Here is a 25,945-nt window from a genome sequence, read left to right as displayed (position 1 = left end):
CTCGCTGTGAGCGGTTTTTTGCTTACTTGAGCAAATGAATGAGCGGATTTCCGCTCATTCCCGCCCGATGAAGTCCTCACGCACCAACCCGTGCCGCTGCATCTTCTCGTTGAGCGTGCGCCGGGGCAGTTGCAAAGCCTCCATCACTGCCTTGATCTCGCCGCCATGCTGGCGCAGCGCCGCCCGCAGGCATTGCGCCTCGAACGCCTCCATTTGCCCGCTCAACGACTGCCCGGCCGGCGCCGCCTCGCTGCTCGGCGAGCCCAGCCCCAAGGCGTGGCGTTCCGCCGCATTGGCCAGTTCGCGCACATTGCCCGGCCAGTCATGCGCCAGCAACTGCGCCAGTTGCGTGCCCGACAAGGGCGGCGTCACCCGGCCAAGCTTTTTCGCAGCGGCACGGGCAAAGTGCTCGAACAGCAGTGGGATATCCTCACGCCGCTCACGCAGCGGCGCCAGGCGCAGCTCGGCCACGTTCAGGCGATAGGCCAGGTCTTCGCGGAAGCGCCCGGCGCGGGCTTCCTCGAGCAGGTCGGGCTTGGTCGCGGCGATGATGCGCAGGTCGACGGCGATGCTCTGGTTGGCCCCCAACCGCTCCAGCTTCTGCTCCTGGATGACCCGCAACAGCTTGGCCTGCTGCGCCAGCGGCATGCTCTCGATTTCGTCGAGGAACACCGTGCCACCGTTGGCGTATTCCAGTTTGCCGATGCGTTTGCCCTGGGCACCGGTGAAGGCGCCGCTTTCATGGCCGAACAGTTCGGCCTCGAACAGCGCTTCGGGGATGGCCGCGCAATTGAGGGCGACAAATGGCTTGCCCGCGCGTGGGCCGAAATCGTGCAGGCAGCGGGCCACGCGCTCCTTGCCGCTGCCGGTTTCGCCACGGATCAGTACATTGACTGGCAGGTTGGCCAGGTCCTGCACTTGCCGACGCAGCTGTTGCAGGCCCTGGGACATACCCAGCAGCGTGCCTTCCAGGCGCGACTTGAGGTCGGCCTGCTCGTGCAGCCTGCGGTTCTCCAGCACCAGCTGGCGTTTTTCCAGGGCGCGGCGCAGGCTGCCCAGCAGGTGTTGCGGGGTGAAGGGTTTTTCCAGGAAGTCGTAGGCCCCGCTGCGCATGGCTTCCACCGCCATGGGCACGTCGCCGTGGCCGGTCAGCAGGATGACCGGCAGGTCGGGGTCGTCGGCCTGCAAACGTTCGAGCAGTTGCAGGCCATCCATGCCGGGCATGCGCACATCGCTGATGACCACCCCGGGAAAGTGCCGTGGCAGGTGCGCCAGGCATTCTTCGGCGCGGGCGAACAACTGCACGCTGAAGCCGGACAGGCTCAGCCATTGTTCGACCGCCGTGCGGATACTGGCTTCATCGTCGACAACCATCACCGAATTCAACATACAGGCTCCAGGTCTCGGGGCAGGGTAAGGCTGAGGCGCGCGCCGCCGGGCAGGTTTTCGGCCTGCAGCTGGCCACCTGCCTCATGGACGATGCCATAGGAAATGGCCAGGCCGAGTCCCAGGCCTTCACCCACCGGCTTGGTGGTAAAGAACGGGTCGAAGACCTTGGCCAGGTTGGCCTCGTCAATGCCGCCGCCGGAATCCAGCACACTCAGGCGCCACAGCTCGCCGTCGGGCTCGATGCGGATCTCCAGGCGTTTGTAGCGCTTGTCGGCCATGGCGTCGAGGGCGTTGCGCAGCAGGTTGATCAGCACCTGCTCGAGGCGAATGGCATCACCGCGTACCCAGGCCGGGCGCGCCAGGTACAGGGCCACTTCCACCGCTTCGCTGCGCATTCGCGCGTCCAGCAGGTGCAGGGCCTGGTCGACCACGGTGGCCAGGTCGAGGCGCTCGCGCAGCCCGACCGGGCTATTGCGGGCGAAGGTTTTCAGGTGGCCGGTGAGCGCAGCCATGCGCGTTAGCATCTGCTCCAGCGGTTCCAGGGCCTGCCGCGCTTCGTCGTAGCGGCCATGATCAAGCAGCAGGCGCAGGGTTTCCAGTTGCATGCGTTGGGTGGTCAGTGGCTGGTTGATCTCATGGGCCATGGCCGCCGACATCTGCCCCAGCGCGGCCAGCTTGGCTGATTGCACCAGGCCCTCCTGGGCTGTGCGCAGCTCGCGGGTGCGCTCTTCGACCTGGCGCTTGAGCTCTTCCCGGCTGCGCTGGCGCAGGCGAGCCAGGCGCAGGCGCTGGCTGAGGAACAGGGCGGCGAACACCAGGCTCAGCCACACGGCGGCGGCGGCCAGGGCCGCATTACGGCCGTCGGCCACCACCTGTGGCTTGCGCAGCAGGTGCAAGGTCCAGGCTTCGCTGCCCAGCGGCAGGCTTTCCCACAGGTATTCACCAGTGCCCGCCGGGCCATGCACGCGGCTGAGGGTGCTGTTTTCGGCAAAGCGGGTCAGCACCTCATGCTGTAGTGGCACCAGCGGGTGCTTGTCGTACTGACGGGTTTCGGCCAGCTCGGCGCGGTCGGCGCCAGTGAGCGGCTGCAGCTCGCGGTAGCGCCAGCCGTCCTGGTTGGCGATGAAAGTGATGCCGCGGGCGTCGCTGACCAGCAGGATATCGCTGCCCTGGCGCCACTCGCGTTCCAGTTCGGGAAACTCCAGCTTCACCACCATCGCGCCGAGGAAGCGCCCGTGCTCATCGTTCACTGCGCTGGCGAGGAAGTAGCCGGGTACTCCGCTGGTCACCCCGACGGCGTAGAAACGGCCACTGCCCTGGCTGCGGGCTTGTTTGAAGTAGGGCCGGAAGCCGTAGTTGGAACCCACGTAGCTGCTGGGCAGGCGCCAGTTGCTGGCAGCGATGGCCAGGCCGGTGCGGTCGAGCAGTTCGAGGGTGGAGGAGTTGGCCGCGCCATTGATGCGCTCGAGCTTGCGGTTCAGGGCGTCCTGCAGCGGTTCGCTGACCGGGCCCTGCAGGGCGGCGATCAGCTCCGGGTCCAGCGCAAGCACGGCGGGCAGCGCGCGGTAACGGTCAATCAGGGTGTGCAGGGCATTGGCGTAAAGGCCCAACTGCTGGCTGGCGCGCCGCGCGTCGGCGGCCATGGCCTGGCGCTTGGCCTGGTGCATGGCCCAGCCGGCGCTGAGGGCGGTGCCCAGCACGATCAGCAGCGTGATCAGGCCCAGACGCAGGGCGCGAAAGGAAAAGGCCATGGGGTGGATCCGGGTGGTTGGGATATCGGGGCCGGCCTCTTCGCGGGTTACCCGCGAAAGGGCCGGCACAGGCGCCTCAGTTACAGCAGCTGGAAACTCTGCTGCTGCACCGCCTGGGAGTCCAGCCCCACCTGGACATTGAACTCGCCTGGCTCGGCCACCCGCTGCAGCTGGCCATTGTAGAACTTCAGGTCTTCCTCGCTGATGCGGAAGCTCAAGGTGCGCGACTCACCCGGCTTGAGCATGAGTTTCTGGAAGTTCTTCAGCTCCTTGACCGGCCGGCTCATCGACGCCGACACATCCTGCAGGTACAGCTGCACCACGGTCTCGCCGGCCAGCTTGCCGGTGTTCTTCACCGTCACCTGGGCCTGCAGCGTGTCGCCACGCTTGAGGTCCTTGCTCGACAGCTTCAGGCCCGACAGCTCGAAGCTGCTGTAGCTCAGGCCATAACCGAAGGGATACAACGGGCCGTTGGGTTCCTCGAAGTACTGCGAGGTGTAGTTACCGGGCTTGCCCGGGGTGAAGGGGCGGCCGATACGGGTGTGGTTGTAGTACATCGGGATCTGCCCGACCGAGCGCGGGAAGGTGATGGCCAGTTTGCCGGACGGGTTGTAGTCACCGAACAGCACGTCGGCAATCGCATTGCCACCTTCGGTACCGGCGAACCAGGTTTCGAGGATCGCATCAGCCTGCTCGCGCTCCCAGCTGATCGACAGCGGGCGGCCGTTCATCAGCACCAGCACCAGCGGCTTGCCGGTGGCCTTCAGGGCCTTGATCAGCTCGCGCTGGCTGGCCGGGATTTCCAGGGTGGTGCGGCTCGACGACTCGTGGGACATGCCGCGCGATTCGCCGACTACTGCGACTACCACGTCAGACTGCTGCGCTGCCTTCACCGCTTCGTCGATCAGCACCGCAGGCGGGCGCGGGTCGTCGACGATCTCGGGCGCATCGAAGTTGAGGAAGTTCAGGTAATCGAACATCGCCTTGTTGCCGGTGACGTTGGCACCCTTGGCATAGACCAGCCTGGCCTTGCCTTCGACGGCGCGGCGCAGGCCTTCGCGTACGGTCACCGAGTGCTTGGGCTGGCCGTCGGCGGCCCAGCTGCCCATCATGTCGATCGGCGCATCGGCCAATGGGCCGACCAGGGCGATGGTGCCGGCCTTTTTCAACGGCAGGGTCTGGTTGCGGTTTTCCAGCAGCACCAGGCTGCGACGCGCCACGTCACGCGCGGCTTCGCGGTGCAGGCGGTCGTTGCCGTAATAGTCCTTGAGGTCGCTTTCGGCCTTGCCGATGCGCACGTACGGGTCCTTGAACAGGCCCATGTCGTACTTGGCGCCCAGCACTTCGCGCACCGCCTGGTCGAGTTCGCGCTGGGTCACCTCGCCGGACTTCAACAAGCCTGGCAGCTCTTCACCGTACAGGGTGTCGTTCATGCTCATGTCGATGCCGGCCTTGATCGCCAGCTTGGCGGCTTCGCGACCGTCGCGGGCGACGCCGTGGCGGATCAGCTCCTGGATGGCGCCGTGGTCGCTGATGGTCACGCCCTTGAAGCCCCACTCCTTGCGCAGCAGGTCATTCATCAGCCAGGTGTTGGAGGTGGCCGGCACGCCGTTGATCGAGTTCAGCGCCACCATCACCCCGCCAGCACCGGCGTCCAGCGCGGCGCGGTAGGGCGGCAGGTAATCGTTGTACATCTTCGGCAGGCTCATATCGACCGTGTTGTAGTCGCGCCCGCCTTCCACGGCGCCGTACAGGGCGAAGTGCTTGACGATGGCCATGATGCTGTCGGGGTTGGCCGGGCTGCTGCCCTGGAACGAGCGGACCATGACCTGGCCGATCTTCGACGTCAGGTAGGTGTCTTCGCCAAAGCCTTCGCTGGTGCGGCCCCAGCGCGGGTCACGGGCGATGTCGACCATCGGTGCGAAGGTCATGTCGAGGGCGTCGGCGGCTGCTTCGATAGCGGCCGTGCGGCCGACCTTGGCCACGGCGTTCATGTCCCAGGTCGCAGCCATGCCCAGGCCGATCGGGAAAATGGTGCGCTCGCCGTGAACGGTGTCGTAGGCGAAGAACATCGGGATCTTCAGCCGGCTGCGCATGGCCGCGTCCTGCATGGGGCGGTTTTCCGGTGCAGTACGCGAGTTGAAGGTACCACCGATGCGTCCGGCGGCAATTTCCTCGCGGATCTTTTCCCTGGGCATTTCCGGACTGATGCTGATCAGGCGCAGCTGGCCGATTTTCTCGGCTTCGGTCATCTGGCTGATCAGATGGTCGATGAACGCCTGCTTGTCCTGCAGGGGTGGAGCGGAGGGGGCGGCGAGGGCCGCCTGACTGGCAAGGCCCATGGCCAGGCCCAGCAAAGACAGTTTCATCATCAATTCCGTTTTGGGGCCTCTGCCGTATCGACAGTGATACGCGCGCGGCCGAGGTTTTCAGGCGGCTATTGTTGTACGATTCGCAGGCATTTTTTCCTGCGGCGGATTATGCCTGAATCTGTCGCCAGCGGACGAAGCCCCGAATGCCGGGAAAACAACTATAAGAATGCTCAAGAGACCGACGGCATGACTCCCCTTGACGAATACCATCAGCGGCTGGTTGCCGAAGCCATTGCCCGTGCCGAGCGGCGCACCGATGCCGAACTGGTGACGGTGCTGGCTCGGCGTGCCGACGATTACGCCTATTGGCCGCTGTTCTGGGCTGCGCTGCTGGCGCTGGTCGTGCCGGGCCTGCTGCACTGGCTGCTGGGCTGGCCCGGAGGGCGCGGCCTGCTGGTGGCCAATGTGGTGCTGTTCGTCGGCCTGTGCCTGTTGCTGCGTAACCCACGCCTGGCCGGTTGGCTGATCCCCCGCGCGCTGCGCCGCTGGCGCGCCTCGCGCCTGGCCCGGCAGCAGTTTCGCGAACAGAACCTGCAGCGCACGGCAGGTGCGACGGGGGTGCTGATCTTCGTCTGCGAGGCGGAGCGGCATGTCGAGATCCTGGTCGACCGCGGTATCGAGCACTGCCTGGATGCCACGGCCCGCGCGGCAATCGTCGCCCGGCTTGCCGAGCAGGTGCGCCAGGGGCGGACTTTGCAGGGCTTTGTCGAGTGCATCGACGCATGCGGCGAACTGCTCAGCGAGCAGGTGCCGCCGACCCATGCACGCAATGAACTGCCTAATCGCCTGGTGATTCTCGACTGATCGGCGACTCGCCGCCAGACCGGGTTCCCACAGGGTCGGTACCACCCTGTAGAATGCGCGCATTGCGCCCTGCGCTTCCCGCTATCCGAGGCACCGCTTCCCCATGTCCGCCAGTCCTTCCGCCCCCTCCGCGCCGGATGCCCGCGCCCAGTTTCTCGACCTGCTGGACGCTGCCGTGCAGGGCAATACCTTGGTCAAACTGGTGCTGGCGCGGCATGTTGGTACCGACCAGACCCTGCAACGGATCATTGCCAAGCCGCTGCAGGTCAAGGGCCAGCCGTGCCTGTCGCTGGTCTATCGCCACCAGACCCGCGACATCACCCGTAACCTGGCATTGGAGCAGGCGCAGGCACTGGTTGCCGAACTGCTGCCGGGCAGCTTCCGCAACGCCCACCTGTTCGACGGCGACGGCGAAGTGCAGCTGACCTTCAGCAAGAAGGGCAAACCCATGCTCCAGCGCCACGGCGCGCAGGCGCCGCGCGAGGCGGCCAGCAGCGGCCATGACCGCGAGAAGAAGCGCTACCTGGAGCTGTCGCGGCCATTCCTGCGTGACCTGGGCGTGACCGACGGGCAAGGCGCGCTGATTCCGTCCATGTCGCGCAAGTGGAAGCAGATCAACAAGTTCATCGAGGTCTTCGACCATGCCCTGGCCAGCGCGCCGGTGGCCGCGGAGCAGGCGCTGCGGGTGGCCGACTTCGGCTCGGGCAAGGGCTACCTGACCTTCGCCATGCACGATTACCTGCGCAACAACCTGGGCCGTGAAGCCCAGGTCACCGGGGTTGAACTGCGCCAGGACATGGTCGACCTGTGCAATGCTGCCGCCTCGCGCCTGGAACACCCCGGCCTGGCGTTCCAGTGTGGCGATGTCCGCAGCGTGGTGCCGGAAGCCATCGACGTGATGATCGCCCTGCATGCCTGCGACATTGCCACCGACTACGCCATCCACACCGGCATTCGCTGCAACGCCGCGATCATCATGTGCTCGCCGTGCTGCCACAAGCAGATCCGCCCGCAGCTGCACAGCCCGGGGTTGTTGCAACCGATGCTGCAGTACGGCCTGCACCTGGGCCAGCAGGCCGAAATGCTGACCGACAGCCTGCGCGCGCTGTACCTGGAAGCCTGCGGCTATGAAACCAAGGTGTTCGAGTTCATCTCGCTGGAGCACACCAACAAGAACAAGATGATTCTTGCGGTGAAGCGGCGGCAGGTGGCGGACAGCACGGCATTGCTGGAGAAGATCGGCCAGCTCAAGGCGTTCTATGGGGTACAGGAGCACTGCCTGGAGACCTTGTTGCGGGCGGATGGGTTACTGCCGGGCACCTGATCGGTCAGCGGGTCTTGTGGAACGCCGCATTCGGTAATGCGCTGTCCAACACCCGCGCAAGTGCGTTCTTCAACGGCTCGGCTTCGCTGACCGCCTCGCCGAGCTGGCTGGCCTGGCGATACTCGCTGGGCGTGCAGTTGGTGAACTGCTTGAAGGCGCGGGCGAAATAGGATGGGTCCTTGAAGCCGGCCTCATAGCCGATGCTGGTGATCGGCATCTGGCTGTTGGCCAGCAGGTCCATGGCCAGGCTCATGCGCTTGCTCAGAATGTAATCCATGAAACCAAGACCATTGACCTCCTTGAACAGGCGACTGAAGCGCGCCGTGGTCATGCCGCAGCGCTGGGCGAGCTCCTTCTGGTCGATACATTCGCGAAAATGCTGGTCGATGTAGGGCATGACCTTGCCGAGCGCCCTGTGCTTGTGGTGTTCATTGGTCAGGCGAATGCTGTCTGGCAGGGACGGCAGGTGATCGATGTGCTTTTCATTGGCCTGATGGTTGGCAACGCGACGAACCTCGCACAGCTGCTTCAGGACATCGAGGTAGCGACTCATCTCGCTGCTGGTCAGCGGCAGGACCAGGTATTCCCACACCCGCGAACGCATGGCCCACACCGCCAGTTCTTCGGAATGCTGCACCGTGAACATGGTGATCGGCACGGAAGGTGAGTTGCGCTTCACTTCCAGCAGCAGGTTGAGGTTGAGGGTGTCAGGGCGATCGAAATGCATGCAGATCATGTCTGCCTGCTGGCGCTCGGCATGCGCGACGGTTTTTGCCAGCTTGCAATCGCAGACATGGGTGAACTGTGCCATCAACGCTTCCGTGGACCGATCTCGGGTCAGATCGAACCACAGCAACAGCGGCTTTCTGCCCAAGTTAGACATCATGGCTTAACCTGCTCCTGGCGGGTGTCCCTACGTGTTGCAGTATCGACAATAGACTATTGGCTTGCCGAATGATTGGTTATCAGGCGAGTTCAATTTTTTTCATCGGGTTCTATACCTCGGCTAAAGCACTGATACCAGACGCTCTCCGCCCGGTTTTGGATAGATCACCAGGGCAACCGTTTGTCGGCATCTCTCGAGATTGTCGGATGCTTATCCGCAATCGCCAGCAAGTGCATACGAAAACGCGTCTCGCATAGACTTGCACCGCTTGTTTGCGTCGGGCTTGTATTGTTTTCAGGTGATGGCAAAAAGCCGCAAAAAAGTCCTAGCGATTCGCAAAAAACTCCTAACGACTAGCGCCACCCGCTGACTAGGATTCCCAACAGGTAGTGCAAACCACCACTGCCCGGGAAGAAGAACATTGTCCTTAGCGAGGTGAGCGAAATGACCCTTCAAACAATCAAGGCTTCGGTCTCGAAGTTTGTCAAAGATGAAGACGGCCTGACCGTCGTCGAATATGCGGTAGCCGGTGGATTGATTGCACTTGTCCTGGTAACCGCTTTCACCAACTTGGGCGCCGCGGCCAAGGTAAAGATCAACGGGCTGATTACCGCCCTTGGCGGTACTGCTGCACCTTGAACTGAGTCATGACCAGGCCCCAGGGGGGATGCAGCAATGTCAGCAGAGTCTCTGTTCGCCATTGTCGTGCTGCTAGGGCTGTTGGGCATTGCGGTGGTGGGTGATCTTCGCCGCCATCGCATTCCCAACTTGTTGATCTTGCTGGGGGTGGGGTTGGGCTTGGCGGGCCAGGTTCACGCGGCGGAAGTGGCCGGGCTGGGTGCTGGTGTGCTGGCTATGTTCATTGGTTTTGCAGTGTTTATCCCGATGTACGCGCTGGGGGGCATGGCCGCCGGGGACGTCAAGTTGATGGCCATGGTCGGTACCTTTCTTACACCGCACCAGGCACTTTCGGCTGCACTTCTTAGCCTGATTGCCGGCGGTATATGTGGGATGTCGATAGTGTTCATACGCGGACAGTTGAAACAGACCTTGCAACGCTACTGGTTGATGTTGACGGCCCAGGCCTATTTTGCGCCGGTGGCGGATGAAGTGGCGGGCAAGCCTTTTCCTTATTCGGTTGCAATCCTGTCCGGCACCCTTGTCAGCCTTTTTTGGCAACCGCTCGGCCAATAGCCTGGGAGGCTAACGATGTACGCACTCAGAGACAGTGGTGCCTGCGCCTGTGCCAAGGAAGCAGTGCAAAGCCTGGCACCTCAGCCACGTACGGTTCGCGAGACCGGCCTGGCCGAAAGCTTTCTCGGTGATTTGCTGTGCAAGCATCTGCATGACGCCGGCACGCTGGACCTGTCGCGTCTGGTGGAGCGTCTGGCCCTGACCGGGGCGGTGGTGGAAGAAGTGCTGGCGTTCCTGCGCAAGGACGGCCGCGTCGAGGTGCTGGGCCAGGTCGGTGTGCAAGCGGGCGGGCAGGCGCTGCGCTACGGCCTGACCGAACGTGGCCGCAGCAGTGCCCGTGACGCACTGTCGCGCAGCGGCTATATCGGCGCCGCGCCGTTGCCGGTAGGTGTCTATCGGGAGCTGCTCAAGCTGCAGACCATCCACCATGGCTGCATCAATACCCAGAACATGCAATCCGCCTTCGCGGGCGTCGTGCTTCCCGAAGGTATGCTCGATCAACTCGGCGTTGCCCTGAATTCCGGGCGCGCCATCATGATCTACGGCCCGGCGGGCACCGGCAAGACCTACGTCAGCAGCCGCCTGATCCGGCTGTTCGAGGAGTCCATCTGGGTCCCCCGCGCGATCGAGATCAACGAATCGGTTATCGAGGTCTTTGACCCCCAGGTACATCAGCCCGTGGAGGAAGAGGGCCAACAGAACAGCCTGCTGCTCAACGAAGGCATCGACCGCCGGCTGGTGCGTTGCAAACGCCCGGTGGTCATCACCGGTGGCGAACTCGGCATGGAGCAACTGGATGTCCGTTTCGACCCGAGTAGCCGCCAGTACCAGGCTTCCCTGCAACTCAAGGCCAGCAATGGCTTGTTCATCATCGACGACATGGGCCGCCAGCGCATGGCTCCGGCCGAACTGTTCAACCGCTGGATCGTGCCGATGGAAGAGAAGCGCGACTTCCTCAACCTGGGGGGCGGGCGCCACTGCGAGCTGCCGTTCGACCTGGTGCTGGTGTTCTCCACCAACCTCAACCCGCTGGAACTGGCCGACGAGGCCTTCCTGCGGCGCATTGGCTACAAGCTGCAGTTCAGCTACCTGAAAGTCGATGAGTACGAGCGCATCTGGCGCCAGGAGTGCGAACGCCTGGGGCTGGCTTACGACCCGGCGCTGTTGCGCTACGCGCTACAGGCACTGTACGAGGCCGAAGGTGTGCCGCTGGTGCCCTGCCACCCGCGCGACCTGCTGAGCATGGCGCTCGACCGCCAGCGTTATCTGGGCGGCGAGGGGCCAGTGTCGGTGCAGGAACTGAAATGGGCCTGGCAAAGCTACTTCGTCCAGATCAACTTCCTTGGCTAAGGAGATGCACACATGAGTGCCCGTACGCTGACCCTGGTTGCCGTTTCCCTGACCTTGGGGCTTGGCGCCGCCTGGATGGCCAACAACTGGCTGAACGGGCGGCTCAAAGGTAGCCCCGATGACAACATGAAGAACGTGGTGGTCGCCACGGTAGAGATCCCGTTCGGGCAGATGATCGAGGCCCAGCAGGTGACCCTGGTGCGCATGCCCAAGGATACCGTGCCCGACGATGCCTTCGACAGCAGTGAAAAGGTGCAAGGCAAGATCGCCACCTTCGCCCTGCTGCGTGGTGATGTGCTGCGCAGCGCACGCGTTGCCGAGCACCTGGGTGGCAGTACCCTGGCGTCGTTGATCGCCCCCGACAAACGGGCCATTTCGGTACGCGTGGACGATGTGGTCGGGGTGGGCGGGTTCCTTCTGCCGGGTAACCGGGTCGATGTGCTGGCGACCCGGCAGAGCAATGGCAGTAGTAACCAGGCCGAGTCCGAGACCATCCTGCAGAACCTGCGGGTGTTGGCCGTGGACCAGACGGCGGGGACTGACAAGACCCAACCGGTGGTGGTGCGTGCCGTCACCCTGGAAATGTCGGCCAAGGAAGCCGAGGTGCTGGTCAAGGCGCAGTCCGAAGGGAAACTGCAACTGGCCCTGCGTAACCCGCTGGATGCGCAGAAACCCGCTCCAGCCATTGCCGCTGCCGAGCCGGCCAAACCCGCGCCGCCGGTGGCCAGCCCACAGCCGAAACCCGTGCTCAACCGCAGCACGGTCGGGGGGGCGGTCACGATCATCCGTGGCACTGAAATCGAGATAGCGAAAACACGCTTTTAACGCAGCTGGCGTCCGATGGCTAACCTTCGGTGGGAACAAGATCACCTCGCAAGGAGTCGTGAATGAATACTTGGCAGAGAGTAGGGCTGTACCTGTTGTGCGGGCTGGGTATGCAGCTGCTGTTCGCGGGCATTACCCAGGCGGAAGGCCTGGGGTCCGAGTACAGTTCCCTGCCAGCGGCCAATGGCAATGCGATTCAGGTACCGATCTTCAAGTCGCGGACGATCAGCAGTCGTACAGCGGTCAGGAAGATCTCGGTCGGCAACCCTGAAATCGCCGATATCCTCATTACCAGCCCGACCCAGCTCTACCTGCTCGAGCGTTCCCTGGGCACGACCAACGTGCTGCTGTGGGACGCCAGCAATCGCCTGATCGAGACCTTCGATGTGGAAGTCGTGCACGACCTCACCGGGCTCAAGACCAAGCTGCACCAGTTGCTGCCCGAGGAGAACATCGAAGTGTTCAGCGCCCAGGGCGCGCTGGTGCTGCGCGGCCAGGTGCGTAGCGCTGCGGCCATGGACACGGCGATGAAGGTGGCCAAGACCTATGCCGCGCAGACTTCCAGCGTGGTGCAAGGCAAGGGTGAGGCTGCCGCAGCGGCACCGGCCCAGTCGCTGGAGGTGATCAACCTGCTCAGCGTCGGCGGCAGCCAGCAGGTGATGCTGGAGGTCAAGGTGGCCGAGATGCAGCGCAGCCTGATCAAGAACCTCAACGTGCGCTTCAATGCCCTTGGCTCTGGCGGCAACTGGAGCGGTGGCGGCTTCAACAATGGGCAGGGGCTGGGCCTGACGCCAGGTGGCGGCTCGATCCTTTCGCCCGGTTCGCTGATTGGCGGCGGCAAGGGCCTGTTCGCCCAGTTCCTGTCCGACGACTTCCTGTTCAACGTGGTTCTGGAAGCGTCCAAGGACAACGGTTCTGCCAAGGTGCTGGCCGAACCCACCCTCACCACCTTGAGCGGGCAACAGGCAGAGTTCATTTCCGGTGGTGAATTCCCGGTGCCGATCACCGAGGACGATGGCATTACCGTCGAGTACAAGGAATTCGGGGTGGGGGTGAAGTTCATGCCGGTGGTGCTCGATTCCGGGCGCATCAACCTCAACCTGAATGTCTCGGTGAGCGAGCTTTCCAACGTCAATTCGCTGGTGCTCGACACGGGCCTGAGCAGCATCCTGGGCGACGGTGTGGCGCAGGTGATTCCGTCGCTGACCAAGCGCAGCGCCGAGTCCACGGTCGAACTGGGCAATGGCCAGACGATCGCCATCGCCGGTCTGATCAGCGAAAACACCCGCGACTTTGTCAGCCGCTTCCCGGGGCTGGGAGATATACCCGTGCTCGGGCACCTGTTCCGCAGCCAGTCGTTCATCAACGGTGAAACCGAACTGGTGATCCTGGTGACACCACACCTGGCCAAGCCCGTGGATGCCAGGGCGGTGCGCCTGCCCACCGAGAAATTCGTCGAACCCAGTGACCTCGACTTCTACCTGCTCGGCAAGACCAAAGGCAGCGAGCCTGGCCGTTCGGTGCCCGTCAGCCTAGGCGTCAGCGGCGGCAACTTTGGCCATGATCTGAACTGATCGGAGAGAACCAGCATGAGAACCGTGATCGTGTGTTGCGCGCTTGTAGCGGGGTTGTCCGGGTGCATGGCTTACGACGAAGGCCGGGTGGGGCCGCTGGGCTACAGCGTCTATCAGACCCACTACCAGCAGATTGCCAACAAGGAGGTTGCTGCCCACCCCGGTACCGAATTGCCGGCCGCAGGCGTCGATGGCCCATTGCTGGAAAAAGTGGTCAATGGCTACCGGGGCGCGACCGGCGAAGCCCAGCAGATTGGCCAGCCGATCCAGATCAAGTTCAGCAACGATTGAGGGCGTGACGATGACTCCTCGAGCCCAACGTATGTTCACCGCGTGGCCAGACCGGCAGCGGGGGGCAGTCACCATCATCATCGTGATCGCCCTGGTCGCGATCATGATGATGGCGGCGTTGGTGCTCGATGGTGGCCATATGCTGTTGAACAAGACACGCCTGCAGAACGCCGTGGATGCCGCTGCCCTGAGTGGCGCAAAGACGCTGAGCCAGGTGATGGGCGCTGGCAACGCCGCCACTGCTACACGGGATGCCGCGCTGTTTACCCTGAACGAAAATGCCAAGGCTGCGGGCAACCAGGAACTGTTGACGGCCATCGCTGGCAACCTAGGCGCGTTTGCCGTGGTGGAGCTGGCAGACAATGTCTACGGGCCGTTCTCCTTCCCCGGGCCGGCCAATGCCAGCTATGTGCGGGTATCGGTGCCCAACTACTCGCTGGCAGGCTTTTTCTGGAACATCGCCCAGTCAGTCGGCCCCGGCACTGTCGGGGCCAAGAGCCTGGCAGCGATCGCCACCGCCGGGCCGAGCCCGACCAGCCCCTGCAACCTGGCGCCGCTGCTGGTGTGTGGCGACCCGGCAAAATACAACCCGGATGCCGGCATGTTCTGGGGCTATCGCTTCGGTGACCTGGAAGTGTTGAAGTCTGCCGCGAAGAACAGCGACCCGATTGGCCCTGGCAATTTTCAGCTGCTCGACTTTGGGGCGGGTGGCAAGGACGTTGGCGAACTCATGGCAGGCGGCGGCTCGGTCTGCCGTAACGTCGGTGACAGCGTCGATACCAAGCCTGGCAACACCGTCGGCCCTTCCGTCCAGGGCCTGAACACGCGCTTCGGCGACTACACCGGGTCATTCAAGGGCACCGACTATCCGCCCGACCTGGTGACCAGCTACAACAACCCGCTGATCCAGTACAACGACGCCGCCACACCGGCGCGGGTGGAATACCAGGGCCAACCGGTCGCGTCGAGCAATGGCAACCTGTCTGCCGGTGGCACCCAGCTGTTCGACTACAACGACTATGCATCGCGTGCCGCCGCTTGCGTCGCAGGCGCGGGAAGCGGGTGCCAGGCGAGCGGGGTTTTCGAGCGCAGGATACTGAGGATCGTGGTGGGCGACTGCTCGGGCAAGAACGCCGGGGCGTCATCGATTCCGGTGATCGGTTTCGGTTGCTTCTACGTGCTCCAGCCAGCCGAAAACAAGGGCGGGGATTCGCAGATCTTCGGCCAGTTCGTCAAGCAGTGCGGTGGCGACAACGTACCTGGGCCCACGCCGCAAGACGATTCAGGCCCACAGATCATTCAGCTCTACAAAACCTTCATCAATGGCAGTGGCACACCGAGCATCGACTCCTAGGAGCGTGTCATGGAACTTCACCGGTGCAAGCGCGCGCAGCGCCAGCAAGGGGTGGCAATCGTCGAGTTCACGCTGACCCTGCCCTTGTTGTTGCTGACATTGTTGGCCTTTGGCGAACTCGGCCGCATGCTTTACCAGTACAACAGCCTGTTGCAGGGCAGCCGTGATGCTGCGCGGTTTGTTGCCAGCAGAGCGTGGAACGCGACCCTGGGCAAGGTCGAGGTAAGCCCTGACCTCGAATGCATGACCAAATACGTGGCGGTGTATGGCGCCCCGTCGACACCCCCCTGCAGCCTGACCGGGATGCCGGCCAACACTACCGTGCAGGTGACCAAGCTGGCCGGCACCAACGACCACGTACAGGTGACCGTCAACTATGTGTTTTCGCCGCTGATCGCCAGCGGCCTCCCGGCCTTTGTCGGCAACAGCGTGGCGCTGAACTTCCCGCTGGTCGCCACCACCGTGATGAGGGCGCTGTGATGAAACTCAGGGGCATGCAGGGGGTATACGTGGTGGAGTTCGCCTTCGTCAGCGTATTGCTGTTCACCCTGTTGTTCGGGGTGTTGGAAATGGGCCGGCTGTATTTCACCGTGAACGTGCTGAACGAGTCCGTGCGGCGCGGCGCACGCCTGGCGGCGGTGTGCAATATCAGCGACCCGGTCGTGCTGCGCCGGGCGATCTTCAACAGCGCCGGCGACAGTGGCGCCAGCAGCCTGCTGGCCGACCTTGACACCGGTGACCTGACCCTGCGCTACCTGGACCAGAACGGCGCGCCGGTGGCCAGCCCCGGTGACCTGGCGAGTGCCAGCGGGTTTGCCGCTATCCGCTATGTCCAGCTGGTCCTGCAGAACTTTCAGTTCAGCCTGTTCATTCCAGGTATCGGGGCATCCATAACCTTGCCCGCATTCAAGGCGACCCTGCCTCGCGAAAGCCTGGGCCGTCATCCCAAGGCGGACGTCGCACCGGAGATCACGCCATGCTGAATCTAAGTGAACCCTCTGTACCGGCAACTTCCAGCAAGTCCAGGAAGCGCCTGCTGATCAGCAGCTCGGATGCCTTGGCCTTGCGTCAGCTGCAGGAAATCTGCCAGCGCATTCCGGCGCTTGAGGTCAATGTCCGGCAAGTGGGCAACGGCCATTGCGACCCGCTTTTCGGCTTGGACCGGATGCCCGACCTGTTGCTGTTGCGCGTCGGCCAGTTGTGGCGCGAGGAGCTGGCGGCCCTGTTGCAACGTCCGGCCCATGAGCGCCCACCGCTGTTGCTGTGCGGCCAGCTGGACGACCGGGAAGGCATGCGCCTGGCCATGCAGGCCGGGGCCCGCGATTTTCTGCCGGAGCCGATCGTGGCCACGGAGCTGATCGCCGCATTGGGGCGGATGGTCACAGAGGCCCAGAACAGCAGCGAGTCGGCCGGGAAACTGGTCGCGGTGATGAATGCCAAGGGCGGCTCCGGCGGCACGGTACTGGCCTGCAACCTGGCGCATCAGCTAAGCCTCAAGGGCAACGCCCTGTTGCTGGACCTGGACCTGCAGTTTGGCAGTGTGTCGCACCATCTGGATGTCGCACAGTCGCACAGCCAGCTCGACGTACTGCAGCAGATAAAGGACATGGATGGTGTTGCGCTGCGCGGCTTCTGCAACCATTTCAGCCCGTCCCTGCATGTGCTCGGCAGCCGCAGCAATGAGCTGTGCCTGCCACAGGATGTCCAGGCCGAACAACTCGATGCGCTGCTGCAGCTGGCGCGTTGCAACTATGACTGGGTCGTGGCCGACCTGCCGCGGCAGATCGATCACATCACGGCTTCGGTGCTGGAACAGGCGGATCGGGTTTTCGTGGTCATGCAGCAGAGCGTCAACCATCTGCGGGACGCCAGTGCCCTGGCGCGCATTCTGCGCGACGACCTGGGGGTGCGTGGCAACCAGCTCGAGGTGGTGGTCAACCGTTACGACAAGGCGGCGCCGGTCAGCCTCAAGGACATCGGCGAGGCGCTGCGCTGTACCCATATCGTCAAACTGCCCAATGACTTCAACGTCATCAACCAGAGCCAGAACACCGGTGTGCCATTAGGTCTGCAAGCGCCGCGTTCCGCGATCGCCCAAGCACTGCGCGGGCTGGCCGAGGAACTTGCCGGCACGCAGGTAGCCGCTGACAACGGGTTGTTCACGCGCGCCTTCAAGCGTGTCTTTCGGGGGTGAACCATGCTTAGCGATTTCCGTAACCGTTTGCGCAAACAGGCTGGCACCCCGGAGGCCGCCGCGCCGCCCCAGCAGAGTGGCGGCGCCAAGGATCCAGCAGAGGCACCGATGGCATGGGAGCATTCAGCACCGGATGTGCTGTTCGAAACCAGAAGCCAGGTCACCCAGGTGGAAGCCGAGTGGCGCGAGAAGACCTATCAGCAGCTGCTGAAGGTCATGGACCTGTCCCTGCTCGACTCGCTCGGGCAGGCCGAGGCCGTGCGCCAGATCCGCGATATCTGCCAACGCCTGCTCGACGAGCATTCGGCGCCGGTCAGTTCGGCCAGCCGCCAGTTGATCATCAAGCAGATCACCGACGAAGTGCTTGGCCTTGGCCCGCTGGAGCCACTGCTGGCCGACCATACGGTGTCGGACATCCTGGTGAACGGCCATGACTCGGTGTACGTCGAACGCTTCGGCAAGTTGCAACGCACCGACGTGCGCTTTCGCGATGACCAGCACCTGCTGAACATCATCGATCGCATCGTCTCCAGCCTGGGCCGGCGCATCGACGAGTCCTCGCCGCTGGTCGACGCCCGGCTCAAGGACGGCTCGCGGGTCAACGCAATCATCCCGCCACTGGCCATCGATGGGCCCAGCATCTCGATCCGCCGCTTTGCGGTGGACCTGCTCAATACCGACAGCCTGATCCAGACCGGCGCCCTGACACCGGCCATCGCCCTGCTGCTCAAGGCGATCGTGCGGGGCCGGCTGAACGTGTTGATTTCCGGCGGCACCGGCTGCGGCAAGACTACCATGCTCAACGTGCTGTCCAGTTTCATCCCGCACAACGAACGGATTGTCACCATCGAAGACTCGGCCGAGCTGCAACTGCAACAGCCACACGTGGTACGCCTGGAGACCCGGCCGGCGAACATCGAGGGGCGCGGCGAGGTCGGCCAGCGCGAACTGGTGCGCAACAGCCTGCGGATGCGCCCCGACCGGATCGTGATCGGCGAGGTGCGTGGTGCCGAGGCGCTGGACATGCTGACGGCGATGAACACCGGCCACGATGGCTCGCTGACCACCATCCACGCCAACACTGCCCGCGATGCCCTGGGCCGGATCGAGAACATGGTGCTGATGTCGGGCGCCACGTTCCCGATCAAGGCCATGCGCCAGCAGATTGCATCGGCCATCGATGTGGTGATCCAGCTGGAGCGGCAGGAAGACGGCAAGCGGCGCCTGGTCAGCGTGCAGGAAATCAACGGCATGGAAGGCGAGATCATCACCATGACCGAGATCTTCTCGTTCGTCCGCAATGGTGTGGGTGAGCAGGGCCAGGTGCTGGGCGACTTCCGCCCGAGCGGCATGGTCCCGGGCTTTCGCGATGCGCTGGCCAAGCGCGGTATCGAATTGCCCCTGGCGATGTTCAGGCCTGAATGGATGGAGGCTCGTCAGCCATGAGCCAGATACCCGGTGAATACATCCTGGTGTTTCTCGGCATGGTGTTCATTGCCGTGTTCCTGCTCAGCCAGGGGTTGGTGGTGCCGGTGTTCGGCGAGGCGGGCAAGGTGCGCAAGCGTATCCGCGGCCGCCTGCTGATCCTCGAGCGGGCGAGCCATCTGCCAAACATGCAGACCGTGTTGCGGCAGAAGTACCTGACCCGTCTGTCGCCGCTGGAAGCGTGGCTCGAGCAGTTGCCGTTCATGGCGACGCTGACGCAGATGATCGAGCAGGCCGGGCATGAATACCGGGCCTATCGCGTGTTGTTGACCGGGCTCGTGCTGGCAGCGGCAGCCGGCATGCTGGCCTGGCTGTTCTTCCCTTACTGGTGGTTGGCGTTGGTGGCTGCGTTGGTGGCGTTCTGGTTACCGCTGCTGAAAATCATGCGCGACCGTGGCAAGCGTTTCGCCAAGTTCGAGGAAGGCTTGCCGGATGCACTGGAAGCCATGTGCCGGGCGTTGCGGGCCGGGCACCCGTTCAATGAAACCCTGCGCCTGGTGGCGGATGAGCACAAGGGGCCGGTGGCACAGGAATTCGGCCTGACCTTCGCCGACATCAACTACGGCAACGATGTACGCCGGGCCATGCTCGGCCTGCTGGAGCGCATGCCCAGCATGACGGTAATGATGCTGGTCACTTCGATCCTCATCCACCGCGAGACCGGCGGCAACCTGACCGAAGTGCTGGAACGCCTGAGCAGCCTGATCCGTGGGCGGTTCCGTTTTCAGCGCAAGGTCAGGACCATGTCGGCCGAAGGGCGGATGTCGGCCTGGGTGCTGGTGGCCATACCCTTCGTGCTGGCGGCAGCGATCATCGTCACCAGCCCGGATTACCTGACGTTGCTGATCAAGGACCCTACCGGGCAAATGTTCGTCATGGGGGCTTTCGGCTCCATGGTGGTGGGGATTTTCTGGATTCGCCGAATTATCCGTATCGAGATCTAGGCGATTCTCGCAGGGGGAGCGTTGGTCATGGACTATTTGCTCGGTTTGTTGAGTGGGGTGACGGACAGCGAGGCATTGGCGCGCCTGCTGATCGTTGGTGCGATCGGGGTGAGCACGGTCATTGCAGTGGTCACCGTGACGTTGCTGGTGCTGGGGTTGCAGAGCCCGCTGCAACGCCGGCTTGCCTTGATCAAGCGTGACCATTCCAGCGTCGCGCCCGGGCGCGAGGCACCCGGCAACCTGCAGTTGTTACTGGAGCGGGTCGGTCGGCGCGTTGCGCCGTCTGCCACCGACAAGGTGTCGGCCACCCGCACCTTGTTGACCCATGCCGGTTACGGCTCGGCGTCGTCGGTTCAGGTGTATTGGGCCGTACGTCTGCTGTTGCCACTGACACTGCTGGGCGTGTCGTTGCTGGTGTTGCCCATGGTGCCGAACCTTTCCCAGCTGACCGGTCTGGGCGTGGTGCTGATCGGGGTTGCCGCCGGCTGGCTGCTGCCGGCGGTGTATGTCGATAAGCGCAAGAAGGCGCGACAGGGGCGGTTGCGCGCCGCTTTCCCCGACGCCTTGGACTTGATGGTGGTGTGCGTGGAATCGGGCCTGGCGTTACCCCAGGCTATCGAGCGGGTGGCTGAGGAAATGGCGGTCAGCCAGGCTGAACTGGCCGAGGAACTGGCCTTGGTCAACGCGCAGATCCGCGCGGGTATCTCCAGTACCGAAGCGCTCAGGCAACTGGCAGACCGCACTGGCCTGGAAGACATCCAGGGCCTGGTCAGCCTGCTGGCGCAGAGTATCCGCTTCGGCACCAGCGTCGCGGCGACCTTGCGAATCTATGCCGAGGAGTTTCGCGACCGGCGCATGCAGGCTGCCGAGGAAATGGGCGCGAAAATCGGAACGAAGCTGGTTTTTCCGCTAATTTTCTGTCTGTGGCCAAGCTTTTTTCTGGTAGCCATCGGCCCGGTGATCATCGGGATAATAAAAACGTTCGGGAAGCCATGACATGAACAGGATCGGTTTGTTATTGCCCGTGATAGCCGTGCTGTCGGGGTGCCAGAGCATGGGGCCGGAGGTGAACGGTGTACGTTCGGTCTATTCGGCGGGCAACTCGGTGCTCTACCAGGTGCAGACCCAGAGCAACTCGCCCGACCAGGCGATGCAGGTTGCGGCCATGGCCTACCAGGCCGGTGACCTCGACCAGGCACTGTACCAGTACTTGCGCGTCCTCGAGCTGGCCCCGGAACGCTATGAGGCGCTGGTCTGGGTGGGCCGTATTCACCGTGAGCGTGGCAATAACCAGCTTGCCGAGATGGCCTTCAACGAAGTGCTGGCCAAGGCGCCCGAAAATCCCGATGCCCTGACGGAACTGGGCCTGCTGAACCTGTCGTTGCGTAAATATGAACAAGCCAAGGCGCTGCTGTTGAAAGCCGTCGCCGTGGATCAGAAACGTTTCACCAAGGACCCGAACAACACCCAGGCTGGGGCGGCCGCGCTCAGGGTCGACAGCAAGTCTCCGCTGAAAGCGTACAACGGGCTGGGGGTGCTCGCCGACCTGGGTGATCACTTCGCCGAGGCCCAGACCTACTACCGCCTGGCCGAGCTCATCGAGCCACGTTCCGCGTTCGTGCAGAACAGCCTGGGCTACTCCTACTACATGGCCGGGCAATGGGGCGAAGCCGAGCAGCGCTACAAACGTGGGGTGAGCTACGACGGCACCTACAAACCGCTTTGGCGCAACTATGGCCTGCTGCTGGCCCGCATGGCGCGCTATGAGGAGGCCGTGTCTGCCTTCGAGCAAGTCGAAAAACGTGCCGAAGCCAGCAATGACGTCGGCTACGTCTGCCTGGTAGAAGGCAAGCTGGATATCGCCGAGCAGTTTTTCCGCAGCGCGATCGAACAGTCGCCCGGGCACTATGCCGTCGCCTGGGAGAACCTGAACAGGGTCCAGCAGGTGCGGCAGATTCGCCAGTTGGGCGGCAATACAGCCGTGGCCGAGCCCGTTGCGGTGGGCCCGGTGGTGCAGGTGACGACCGCATCGGCGCCCTGACGGGGCGTATGGTCAGCGGATTGGCGGCAAACCTGTCGCCAATTCCGCATTACCCAACGGATGCGTACCGGCATCGAAGAAATGCAGACCTGTGCCCGGCAAATCCCCCAACCGATCGACGAAATGCTGCTTCTGGTTGATCACCGAAGCGTCGCTCAACGGCCGTATTGCCACCGCCAGATGCTTCGGCCGGGCTTGCCGAATGGCTTCGAGCAGGTGCTGGTCAGCGCTGTCCAGATGCTGCCCGAACAGGCATAGCCCCTGACTTTCCCGGGCCAGTTGCCCCAGGCACCAGCTGAGGTAGTCCGAGTTGCGGATGGCGCGCAGTTTCTCGTCGCTGCGGTCCTCGTTGACGAACAGCGGTACTTCGCCGGGGATGTTCACGGCAAAGCCATCGAGCAGTTCGGCGCTGTCGGTGCTGCGCTGGCGGGTGCTGCCGTCGGGCAGCTTGAGCAGGTGCAGGCCGCCGTGCAGGTACAGCAGCCGGGGGCCCTCACTGTGGGTGCAACGCACGTCGAAGAAACCTTGCTCGTCGAACAGTTCGGCGAAGCCGTGAGGCGCGTGTTGCACGGCCCATGGCAGCAGCAGGTCGTAGTTGCTGGTATAGATGCTGCGGTAGCCACGCAGGGCCTGGTTGAGCGCTGCCAGGGTGGCGACCGGCATGCGTGGCCAGGGCAGATGGACGGTGCGAACGGCGTGGATCAGCGCTTCCTTGATCGAGTAGTAGCGGTTCAGCGGCGCAGTGGAATTGATGGCCAGCGCGGCATTGGCCCGGACCGTGGTGTTGAGCGTGCTGAGCACGGGCTCGAACAGTTCCGTACCCAACGACTTGAACAGGGCCTGGTCGCTGACGGCCAGGCCTTTCTTGCGGCCGGCGCGCTGCGCTTCCTCGAACAGCGAGAAGTAACCGAACGGCTTCCACAGCGCCCGGCTGAGGCCATTGCCCAGCAGCAGGGCGTCACAGGGATGGCGGGCGGCGAGGGCTGGCCAGGGGGTGAGGGCGGCGTCGAGTGCGGGCATGCTGGGGTCCGTTGGGTGAAGCGGGAACGGGGGCGACTTTAGCACGTCCTGCATGCTGTGTAGCTTGTACCGGCCCTGTCGCCGGCAGCCGCCACTCGACGGTTCAACCTTGCGCAGCCACCTGCACACGGCGATTGCGGTTACGCCACACTCTGTACGCACGGATGCCCGCCCGGACCGAACCGAACAGCAGCTGGTCTTCCATCTCCCGTGCCATTCCCGAGCGCACCAGCATGCGCAGGAAGGTGCCGCGGGCCCTGGCGATGGCAAACAGGATGCCCTGGGCTGCCAGGGTATCGCGCACCTCGCGCAGGGCGGCGATGCCGCTGACATCGATGCTGGTGACCGCTTCGGCATCGAACAGCACGGCCCTGGGCTGTGCCTGGCTCTGCACGGCTTCGAGCAAGCGCATCTTGAAGTAGTCGGCGTTGAAGAACAGGATCGCGTCGTCGAAGCGGTATACCACCAGGCCTGGCACGGTGCGCGCATCCTTGTGCTTGCGGATGTCCACCTGGCCTTCGGTGCCCGGCAGCCAGCCCAGCACCGCGTCGGTGGGTTGGTAGATGCTGTGCAGCAGGCGCAGGATCGCCAGGGTCACGGCAAACACGATGCCGGGTAGCACGCCCAGGCCCAGCACGCCCACCGTGGTCAGCAGGCACAGCCAGAACTCGAAGCGACTGAGGCGGCGGATGTGCCCCAGCGACCTGATGTCGATCAACCCCCAGCCGGCCATCAGCAGCACAGCTCCCAGCGCGGCCTGCGGGATCCACGCCATCGGTGCAGTGAACAACAGCAGGATCAGGGCGATGACCAGTGCGGCGATGATACCCACCAGCTGGCTTTTGCCACCGACCATGTCGTTGACGGCGGTACGCGAGTCGGCGCCGCTGATGGCGAAACCCTGGGACATCCCGGCAGCCAGGTTGCTGACGCCCAGGGCGACAAATTCGTGGTTGGCATTGATGGCGTAGCCATGCCGGGCGGCAAAGCTGCGTGCAGTGAGCATGGCGCTGCAGAAACTGACGGTGGCGATACCCAGGGCGTCGCGCAGCAGGCTTTTCATTTCTGCCAGGTTACTGTGTGGCCAGGCCAGTTGCGGGATACCGGCGGGCACCGGGCCAAGGATGGCGACACCGAAGCGGTCGAGGCCGAACGCGCCGACCAGCAGCATGAACAGCGCCACCACCGTAAGGGCCGCCGGCAGGCGCGGGTAGCGTCGTGGCAGCCATATCAGCAGGCCCAGTGCGCTCAGGCCGATGAAGAATGTCACCCAGTGGATTTCCCCCAGGCGCTGGAAGAAGTCGATCACGCTGAGAATGAATCCGTCGCCTTCGATCCTGAACCCCACCACCTTGGACAATTGCCCGGCGATCAGGCTCAGGCCGATGCCGTTGAGGTAGCCGATCAGGATCGGTCGCGAGAAGAAGCTGGCGATGAACCCGGCCCGGGCCAGGCCTGCGGCAATCAGCATCACCCCGACCAGCAGGGTGACGATCACCGACAGCTCGGCAATCCGCTGCGGCTCGCCCATGGCCAAGGGCGCCACGGCGCCGGCGATCATGGCGCAGGTGGCGGCATCGGGGCCGACCATCAACTGGCGTGAGCTGCCGACCAGGGCGTAGACCATCATCGGCAGTACACAGGCGTACAGGCCGTACTGCGGCGGCAGGCCGACGATCTGCGCATAGGCAATGGCAATCGGGATCTGGATCGCCGCCACCGACAGGCCGGCCTGCAGGTCGGCGTGGAACCACTCGCGGCGGTAGTGCAGCAGGTTGGCAAGGCCCGGCAGCCAGCGGGAGAGAAACATGCGTCGTCCTTTCGAAATGTTTCACGGAACCATCTGCGCATTGAAGCGGATCAGCGGGCAAATGGCCATGTTGCAAGTCAAGGAAGAGCAGAAACGAAAAAAGGAGCCGAGGCCCCTTTTGACAGCGATGACGTTGAGGGAACGCCATGCGGAAATGCGATCTGGAGCGGGTAGAGGGAATCGAACCCTCAACTAAAGCTTGGGAAGCTTTCGTTTTGCCACTAAACTATACCCGCGTCTGCGCTGAGCTTTTTACCAGAACCCTCCACGAATTAGAAGCCCAAGTTATAAAAAAAGCTTGTCGGCACCCCATAGCTGCGGGTATTGGCTACAGGGCGCCGAGGCGCTCAAATGGCAAATGCATGCTGCCCCTGTTGTACCGGCTGGTAGTGTTGGCGCGGCTCGCGCACGGTCGGCTTGAGGAAGTTGAGCAGGGCACTGCGGGTGTCCTCGCAGGCGGCCTTGTGTTCCATGTCGAGGAAATGGCCAGCGTCACGTATCACGCTGAACTGGCTCCTGCCTACATGCTTGCTGAACTGCCGGGCATCTTCAACGGTGGTGTACTCGTCGCGTTCGCCGTTGATGAACAGCACCGGAATGTCGATATGCCGCGCGCCGTTCAGGGCCCGTTCCAGGTCATGCTGCAGCACTTCGTTGATATGGAAGTGCATCTGCGCGTACTCGTGGCTGTCCAGGCTGCTGACGTGGCGGTAGTTGAAACGCTTGAACAGCGACGGCAGGTACTTGCCAATGGTGTCGTTGACCAGGTTGCCGACCTGGTAGCGGTCGCAGGCGGCCAGGTACTGGCAGCCGCGCTCCAGGTAGTCGCGCATCGGTTCGTTGATCACCGGCGAGAACGAACTCACCACCGCTTTCCTGACCTGCCGCGGCTGGTGCGCCAGCGCCAGCAACGTGCTTGCGCCACCCCACGAGAACGACATCACGTGGTCTGCCTGGAAGTGCTCGATCAGCTCCAGCAGGATATGCGCTTCGGTCTCTTTGCTGATCAGCCGCTCGTGACGGTTGTGCGGCTTGGATTTGCCAGCGTAGGGCTGGTCGAACAGCACCACGTTGAACTGCGGGTGCAGGTTACGTACCGTCTGGGCGAACGAGGCGGTGGTGGCCAGCGAGCCGTTGATCAGGATGATCGTTTTTTCGGCCGCCTCCGCGCGATAGAACTCCGTGTAAACCCGATACTGACCTTGGATATCAAGTACAGCAATTTCTGGCCTCATCTCATCGACTCCTGGCGCAAAAAGGGTATTCGCGTCACCTAGGGTGCACGTTCTTTATGACAGGTAGGCATTTGCCTGAAGAGAAAGCGCGGCCCTGTGTCG

The 25,945-nt window shown here is 63.4% G+C and carries 23 protein-coding genes and 1 tRNA gene; 16 read left to right on the top strand and 8 right to left on the bottom strand.

From position 1 onward, the window contains the following. Positions 1–54: 54 nt before the first annotated feature. From ACLEJP_RS14655 to bglX, 3 genes are all read right to left on the bottom strand, one after another. Positions 55–1,389 carry a sigma-54-dependent transcriptional regulator gene (locus tag ACLEJP_RS14655; RefSeq protein WP_440807435.1) on the bottom strand — a complete coding sequence of 445 codons (1,335 nt, stop codon included), beginning with the start codon at positions 1,387–1,389 and terminating at the stop codon, positions 55–57. Then, complete coding sequence (locus tag ACLEJP_RS14650; RefSeq protein ID WP_440807433.1) at positions 1,383–3,140, bottom strand: sensor histidine kinase; 1,758 nt, start codon at positions 3,138–3,140, stop codon at positions 1,383–1,385. The genes ACLEJP_RS14655 and ACLEJP_RS14650 overlap by 7 nt, the downstream gene beginning before the upstream one ends. An 80-nt stretch (positions 3,141–3,220) precedes the next feature. Further along, entirely contained in the window at positions 3,221–5,512 is a 2,292-nt protein-coding gene (gene bglX / locus ACLEJP_RS14645; RefSeq protein ID WP_440807430.1) for a beta-glucosidase BglX, read from the bottom strand. 186 nt (positions 5,513–5,698) lie between these two features. Here bglX and ACLEJP_RS14640 point away from each other — a divergent pair, with 186 nt between their 5' ends. Together ACLEJP_RS14640 and ACLEJP_RS14635 are read left to right on the top strand one after the other, a co-directional pair. Continuing rightward, entirely contained in the window at positions 5,699–6,316 is a 618-nt protein-coding gene (locus tag ACLEJP_RS14640) for a TPM domain-containing protein (protein ID WP_440807427.1), read from the top strand. Positions 6,317–6,419: 103 nt separating this feature from the next. Continuing rightward, complete coding sequence (locus ACLEJP_RS14635; protein WP_440807425.1) at positions 6,420–7,640, top strand: class I SAM-dependent methyltransferase; 1,221 nt, start codon at positions 6,420–6,422, stop codon at positions 7,638–7,640. Between the two features lie 4 nt (positions 7,641–7,644). Here ACLEJP_RS14635 and ACLEJP_RS14630 read toward each other — a convergent pair whose 3' ends face one another. After that, positions 7,645–8,526: a helix-turn-helix domain-containing protein gene (locus ACLEJP_RS14630; protein WP_440807422.1), complete on the bottom strand. Its 882-nt coding sequence runs from the start codon at positions 8,524–8,526 to the stop codon at positions 7,645–7,647. Between the two features lie 444 nt (positions 8,527–8,970). On the opposite strand from ACLEJP_RS14630, the gene ACLEJP_RS14625 reads away from it, so the two are divergent. The 14 genes from ACLEJP_RS14625 (at position 8,971) to ACLEJP_RS14560 (ending at position 21,778) form a co-directional block, all read left to right on the top strand. Continuing rightward, entirely contained in the window at positions 8,971–9,165 is a 195-nt protein-coding gene (locus tag ACLEJP_RS14625) for a Flp family type IVb pilin (RefSeq protein WP_289130519.1), read from the top strand. Between the two features lie 36 nt (positions 9,166–9,201). Next, positions 9,202–9,720 carry an A24 family peptidase gene (locus ACLEJP_RS14620; RefSeq protein ID WP_440807419.1) on the top strand — a complete coding sequence of 173 codons (519 nt, stop codon included), beginning with the start codon at positions 9,202–9,204 and terminating at the stop codon, positions 9,718–9,720. A 15-nt stretch (positions 9,721–9,735) separates the two neighbouring features. Further along, positions 9,736–11,070, top strand: coding sequence for an AAA family ATPase (locus tag ACLEJP_RS14615; protein ID WP_440807417.1), 1,335 nt, complete (start codon positions 9,736–9,738; stop codon positions 11,068–11,070). 12 nt (positions 11,071–11,082) lie between these two features. Beyond that, the gene (gene cpaB, locus ACLEJP_RS14610; RefSeq protein WP_440807415.1) at positions 11,083–11,895 is read left to right on the top strand and encodes a Flp pilus assembly protein CpaB; all 813 of its coding nucleotides are present in this window, start codon (positions 11,083–11,085) and stop codon (positions 11,893–11,895) included. A gap of 62 nt (positions 11,896–11,957) precedes the next feature. Continuing rightward, a complete protein-coding gene (locus tag ACLEJP_RS14605) occupies positions 11,958–13,469 on the top strand; it encodes a type II and III secretion system protein family protein (protein ID WP_440807413.1) in 1,512 nt (503 codons plus the stop codon). A gap of 15 nt (positions 13,470–13,484) precedes the next feature. Next, positions 13,485–13,760, top strand: a complete 276-nt coding sequence (locus tag ACLEJP_RS14600) for a hypothetical protein (RefSeq protein WP_289130506.1) — start codon at positions 13,485–13,487, stop codon at positions 13,758–13,760. A gap of 31 nt (positions 13,761–13,791) precedes the next feature. Then, the gene (locus ACLEJP_RS14595) at positions 13,792–15,114 is read left to right on the top strand and encodes a Tad domain-containing protein (protein ID WP_440807411.1); all 1,323 of its coding nucleotides are present in this window, start codon (positions 13,792–13,794) and stop codon (positions 15,112–15,114) included. Positions 15,115–15,123: 9 nt separating this feature from the next. Then, the gene (locus ACLEJP_RS14590) at positions 15,124–15,594 is read left to right on the top strand and encodes a TadE/TadG family type IV pilus assembly protein (RefSeq protein ID WP_440807409.1); all 471 of its coding nucleotides are present in this window, start codon (positions 15,124–15,126) and stop codon (positions 15,592–15,594) included. After that, on the top strand, positions 15,594–16,097 hold the full coding sequence (locus tag ACLEJP_RS14585; RefSeq protein WP_440807406.1) for a TadE/TadG family type IV pilus assembly protein: 504 nt from the start codon (positions 15,594–15,596) through the stop codon (positions 16,095–16,097). Before ACLEJP_RS14590 ends, ACLEJP_RS14585 begins: the two co-directional genes overlap by 1 nt. Then, on the top strand, positions 16,091–17,308 hold the full coding sequence (locus ACLEJP_RS14580; RefSeq protein WP_440807403.1) for an AAA family ATPase: 1,218 nt from the start codon (positions 16,091–16,093) through the stop codon (positions 17,306–17,308). The genes ACLEJP_RS14585 and ACLEJP_RS14580 overlap by 7 nt, the downstream gene beginning before the upstream one ends. Before the next feature lie 3 nt (positions 17,309–17,311). After that, positions 17,312–18,754, top strand: coding sequence for a CpaF family protein (locus tag ACLEJP_RS14575; protein ID WP_440807400.1), 1,443 nt, complete (start codon positions 17,312–17,314; stop codon positions 18,752–18,754). Beyond that, positions 18,751–19,737 (top strand): type II secretion system F family protein, encoded by a 987-nt coding sequence (locus ACLEJP_RS14570; RefSeq protein ID WP_440807398.1) that lies wholly within the window; start codon positions 18,751–18,753, stop codon positions 19,735–19,737. The genes ACLEJP_RS14575 and ACLEJP_RS14570 overlap by 4 nt, the downstream gene beginning before the upstream one ends. Positions 19,738–19,764: 27 nt before the next feature. Next, positions 19,765–20,733 carry a type II secretion system F family protein gene (locus ACLEJP_RS14565; RefSeq protein WP_289130493.1) on the top strand — a complete coding sequence of 323 codons (969 nt, stop codon included), beginning with the start codon at positions 19,765–19,767 and terminating at the stop codon, positions 20,731–20,733. 1 nt (position 20,734) lies between these two features. Beyond that, positions 20,735–21,778, top strand: a complete 1,044-nt coding sequence (locus tag ACLEJP_RS14560; protein ID WP_440807395.1) for a tetratricopeptide repeat protein — start codon at positions 20,735–20,737, stop codon at positions 21,776–21,778. A 12-nt stretch (positions 21,779–21,790) separates the two neighbouring features. On the opposite strand, the gene ACLEJP_RS14555 is transcribed toward ACLEJP_RS14560, so the two are convergent. From ACLEJP_RS14555 to ACLEJP_RS14540, 4 genes are all read right to left on the bottom strand, one after another. Further along, positions 21,791–22,798 carry a DUF4917 family protein gene (locus ACLEJP_RS14555; protein ID WP_440807392.1) on the bottom strand — a complete coding sequence of 336 codons (1,008 nt, stop codon included), beginning with the start codon at positions 22,796–22,798 and terminating at the stop codon, positions 21,791–21,793. A 103-nt stretch (positions 22,799–22,901) separates the two neighbouring features. Beyond that, the gene (locus ACLEJP_RS14550) at positions 22,902–24,608 is read right to left on the bottom strand and encodes a SulP family inorganic anion transporter (RefSeq protein ID WP_440807389.1); all 1,707 of its coding nucleotides are present in this window, start codon (positions 24,606–24,608) and stop codon (positions 22,902–22,904) included. A 162-nt stretch (positions 24,609–24,770) separates the two neighbouring features. Further along, positions 24,771–24,844: transfer RNA gene (locus ACLEJP_RS14545), tRNA-Gly, on the bottom strand. A gap of 111 nt (positions 24,845–24,955) precedes the next feature. Beyond that, positions 24,956–25,843, bottom strand: coding sequence for an alpha/beta fold hydrolase (locus tag ACLEJP_RS14540; protein WP_289130486.1), 888 nt, complete (start codon positions 25,841–25,843; stop codon positions 24,956–24,958). Positions 25,844–25,945: the final 102 nt, after the last annotated feature.

Origin of the sequence: Pseudomonas sp. SMV7 (genome assembly GCF_052041995.1) — a bacterium.
GTDB lineage: Bacteria > Pseudomonadota > Gammaproteobacteria > Pseudomonadales > Pseudomonadaceae > Aquipseudomonas.
Note: the sequence above shows the minus strand (reverse complement) of the source record. Positions and strands in the feature narration are given on the sequence as shown.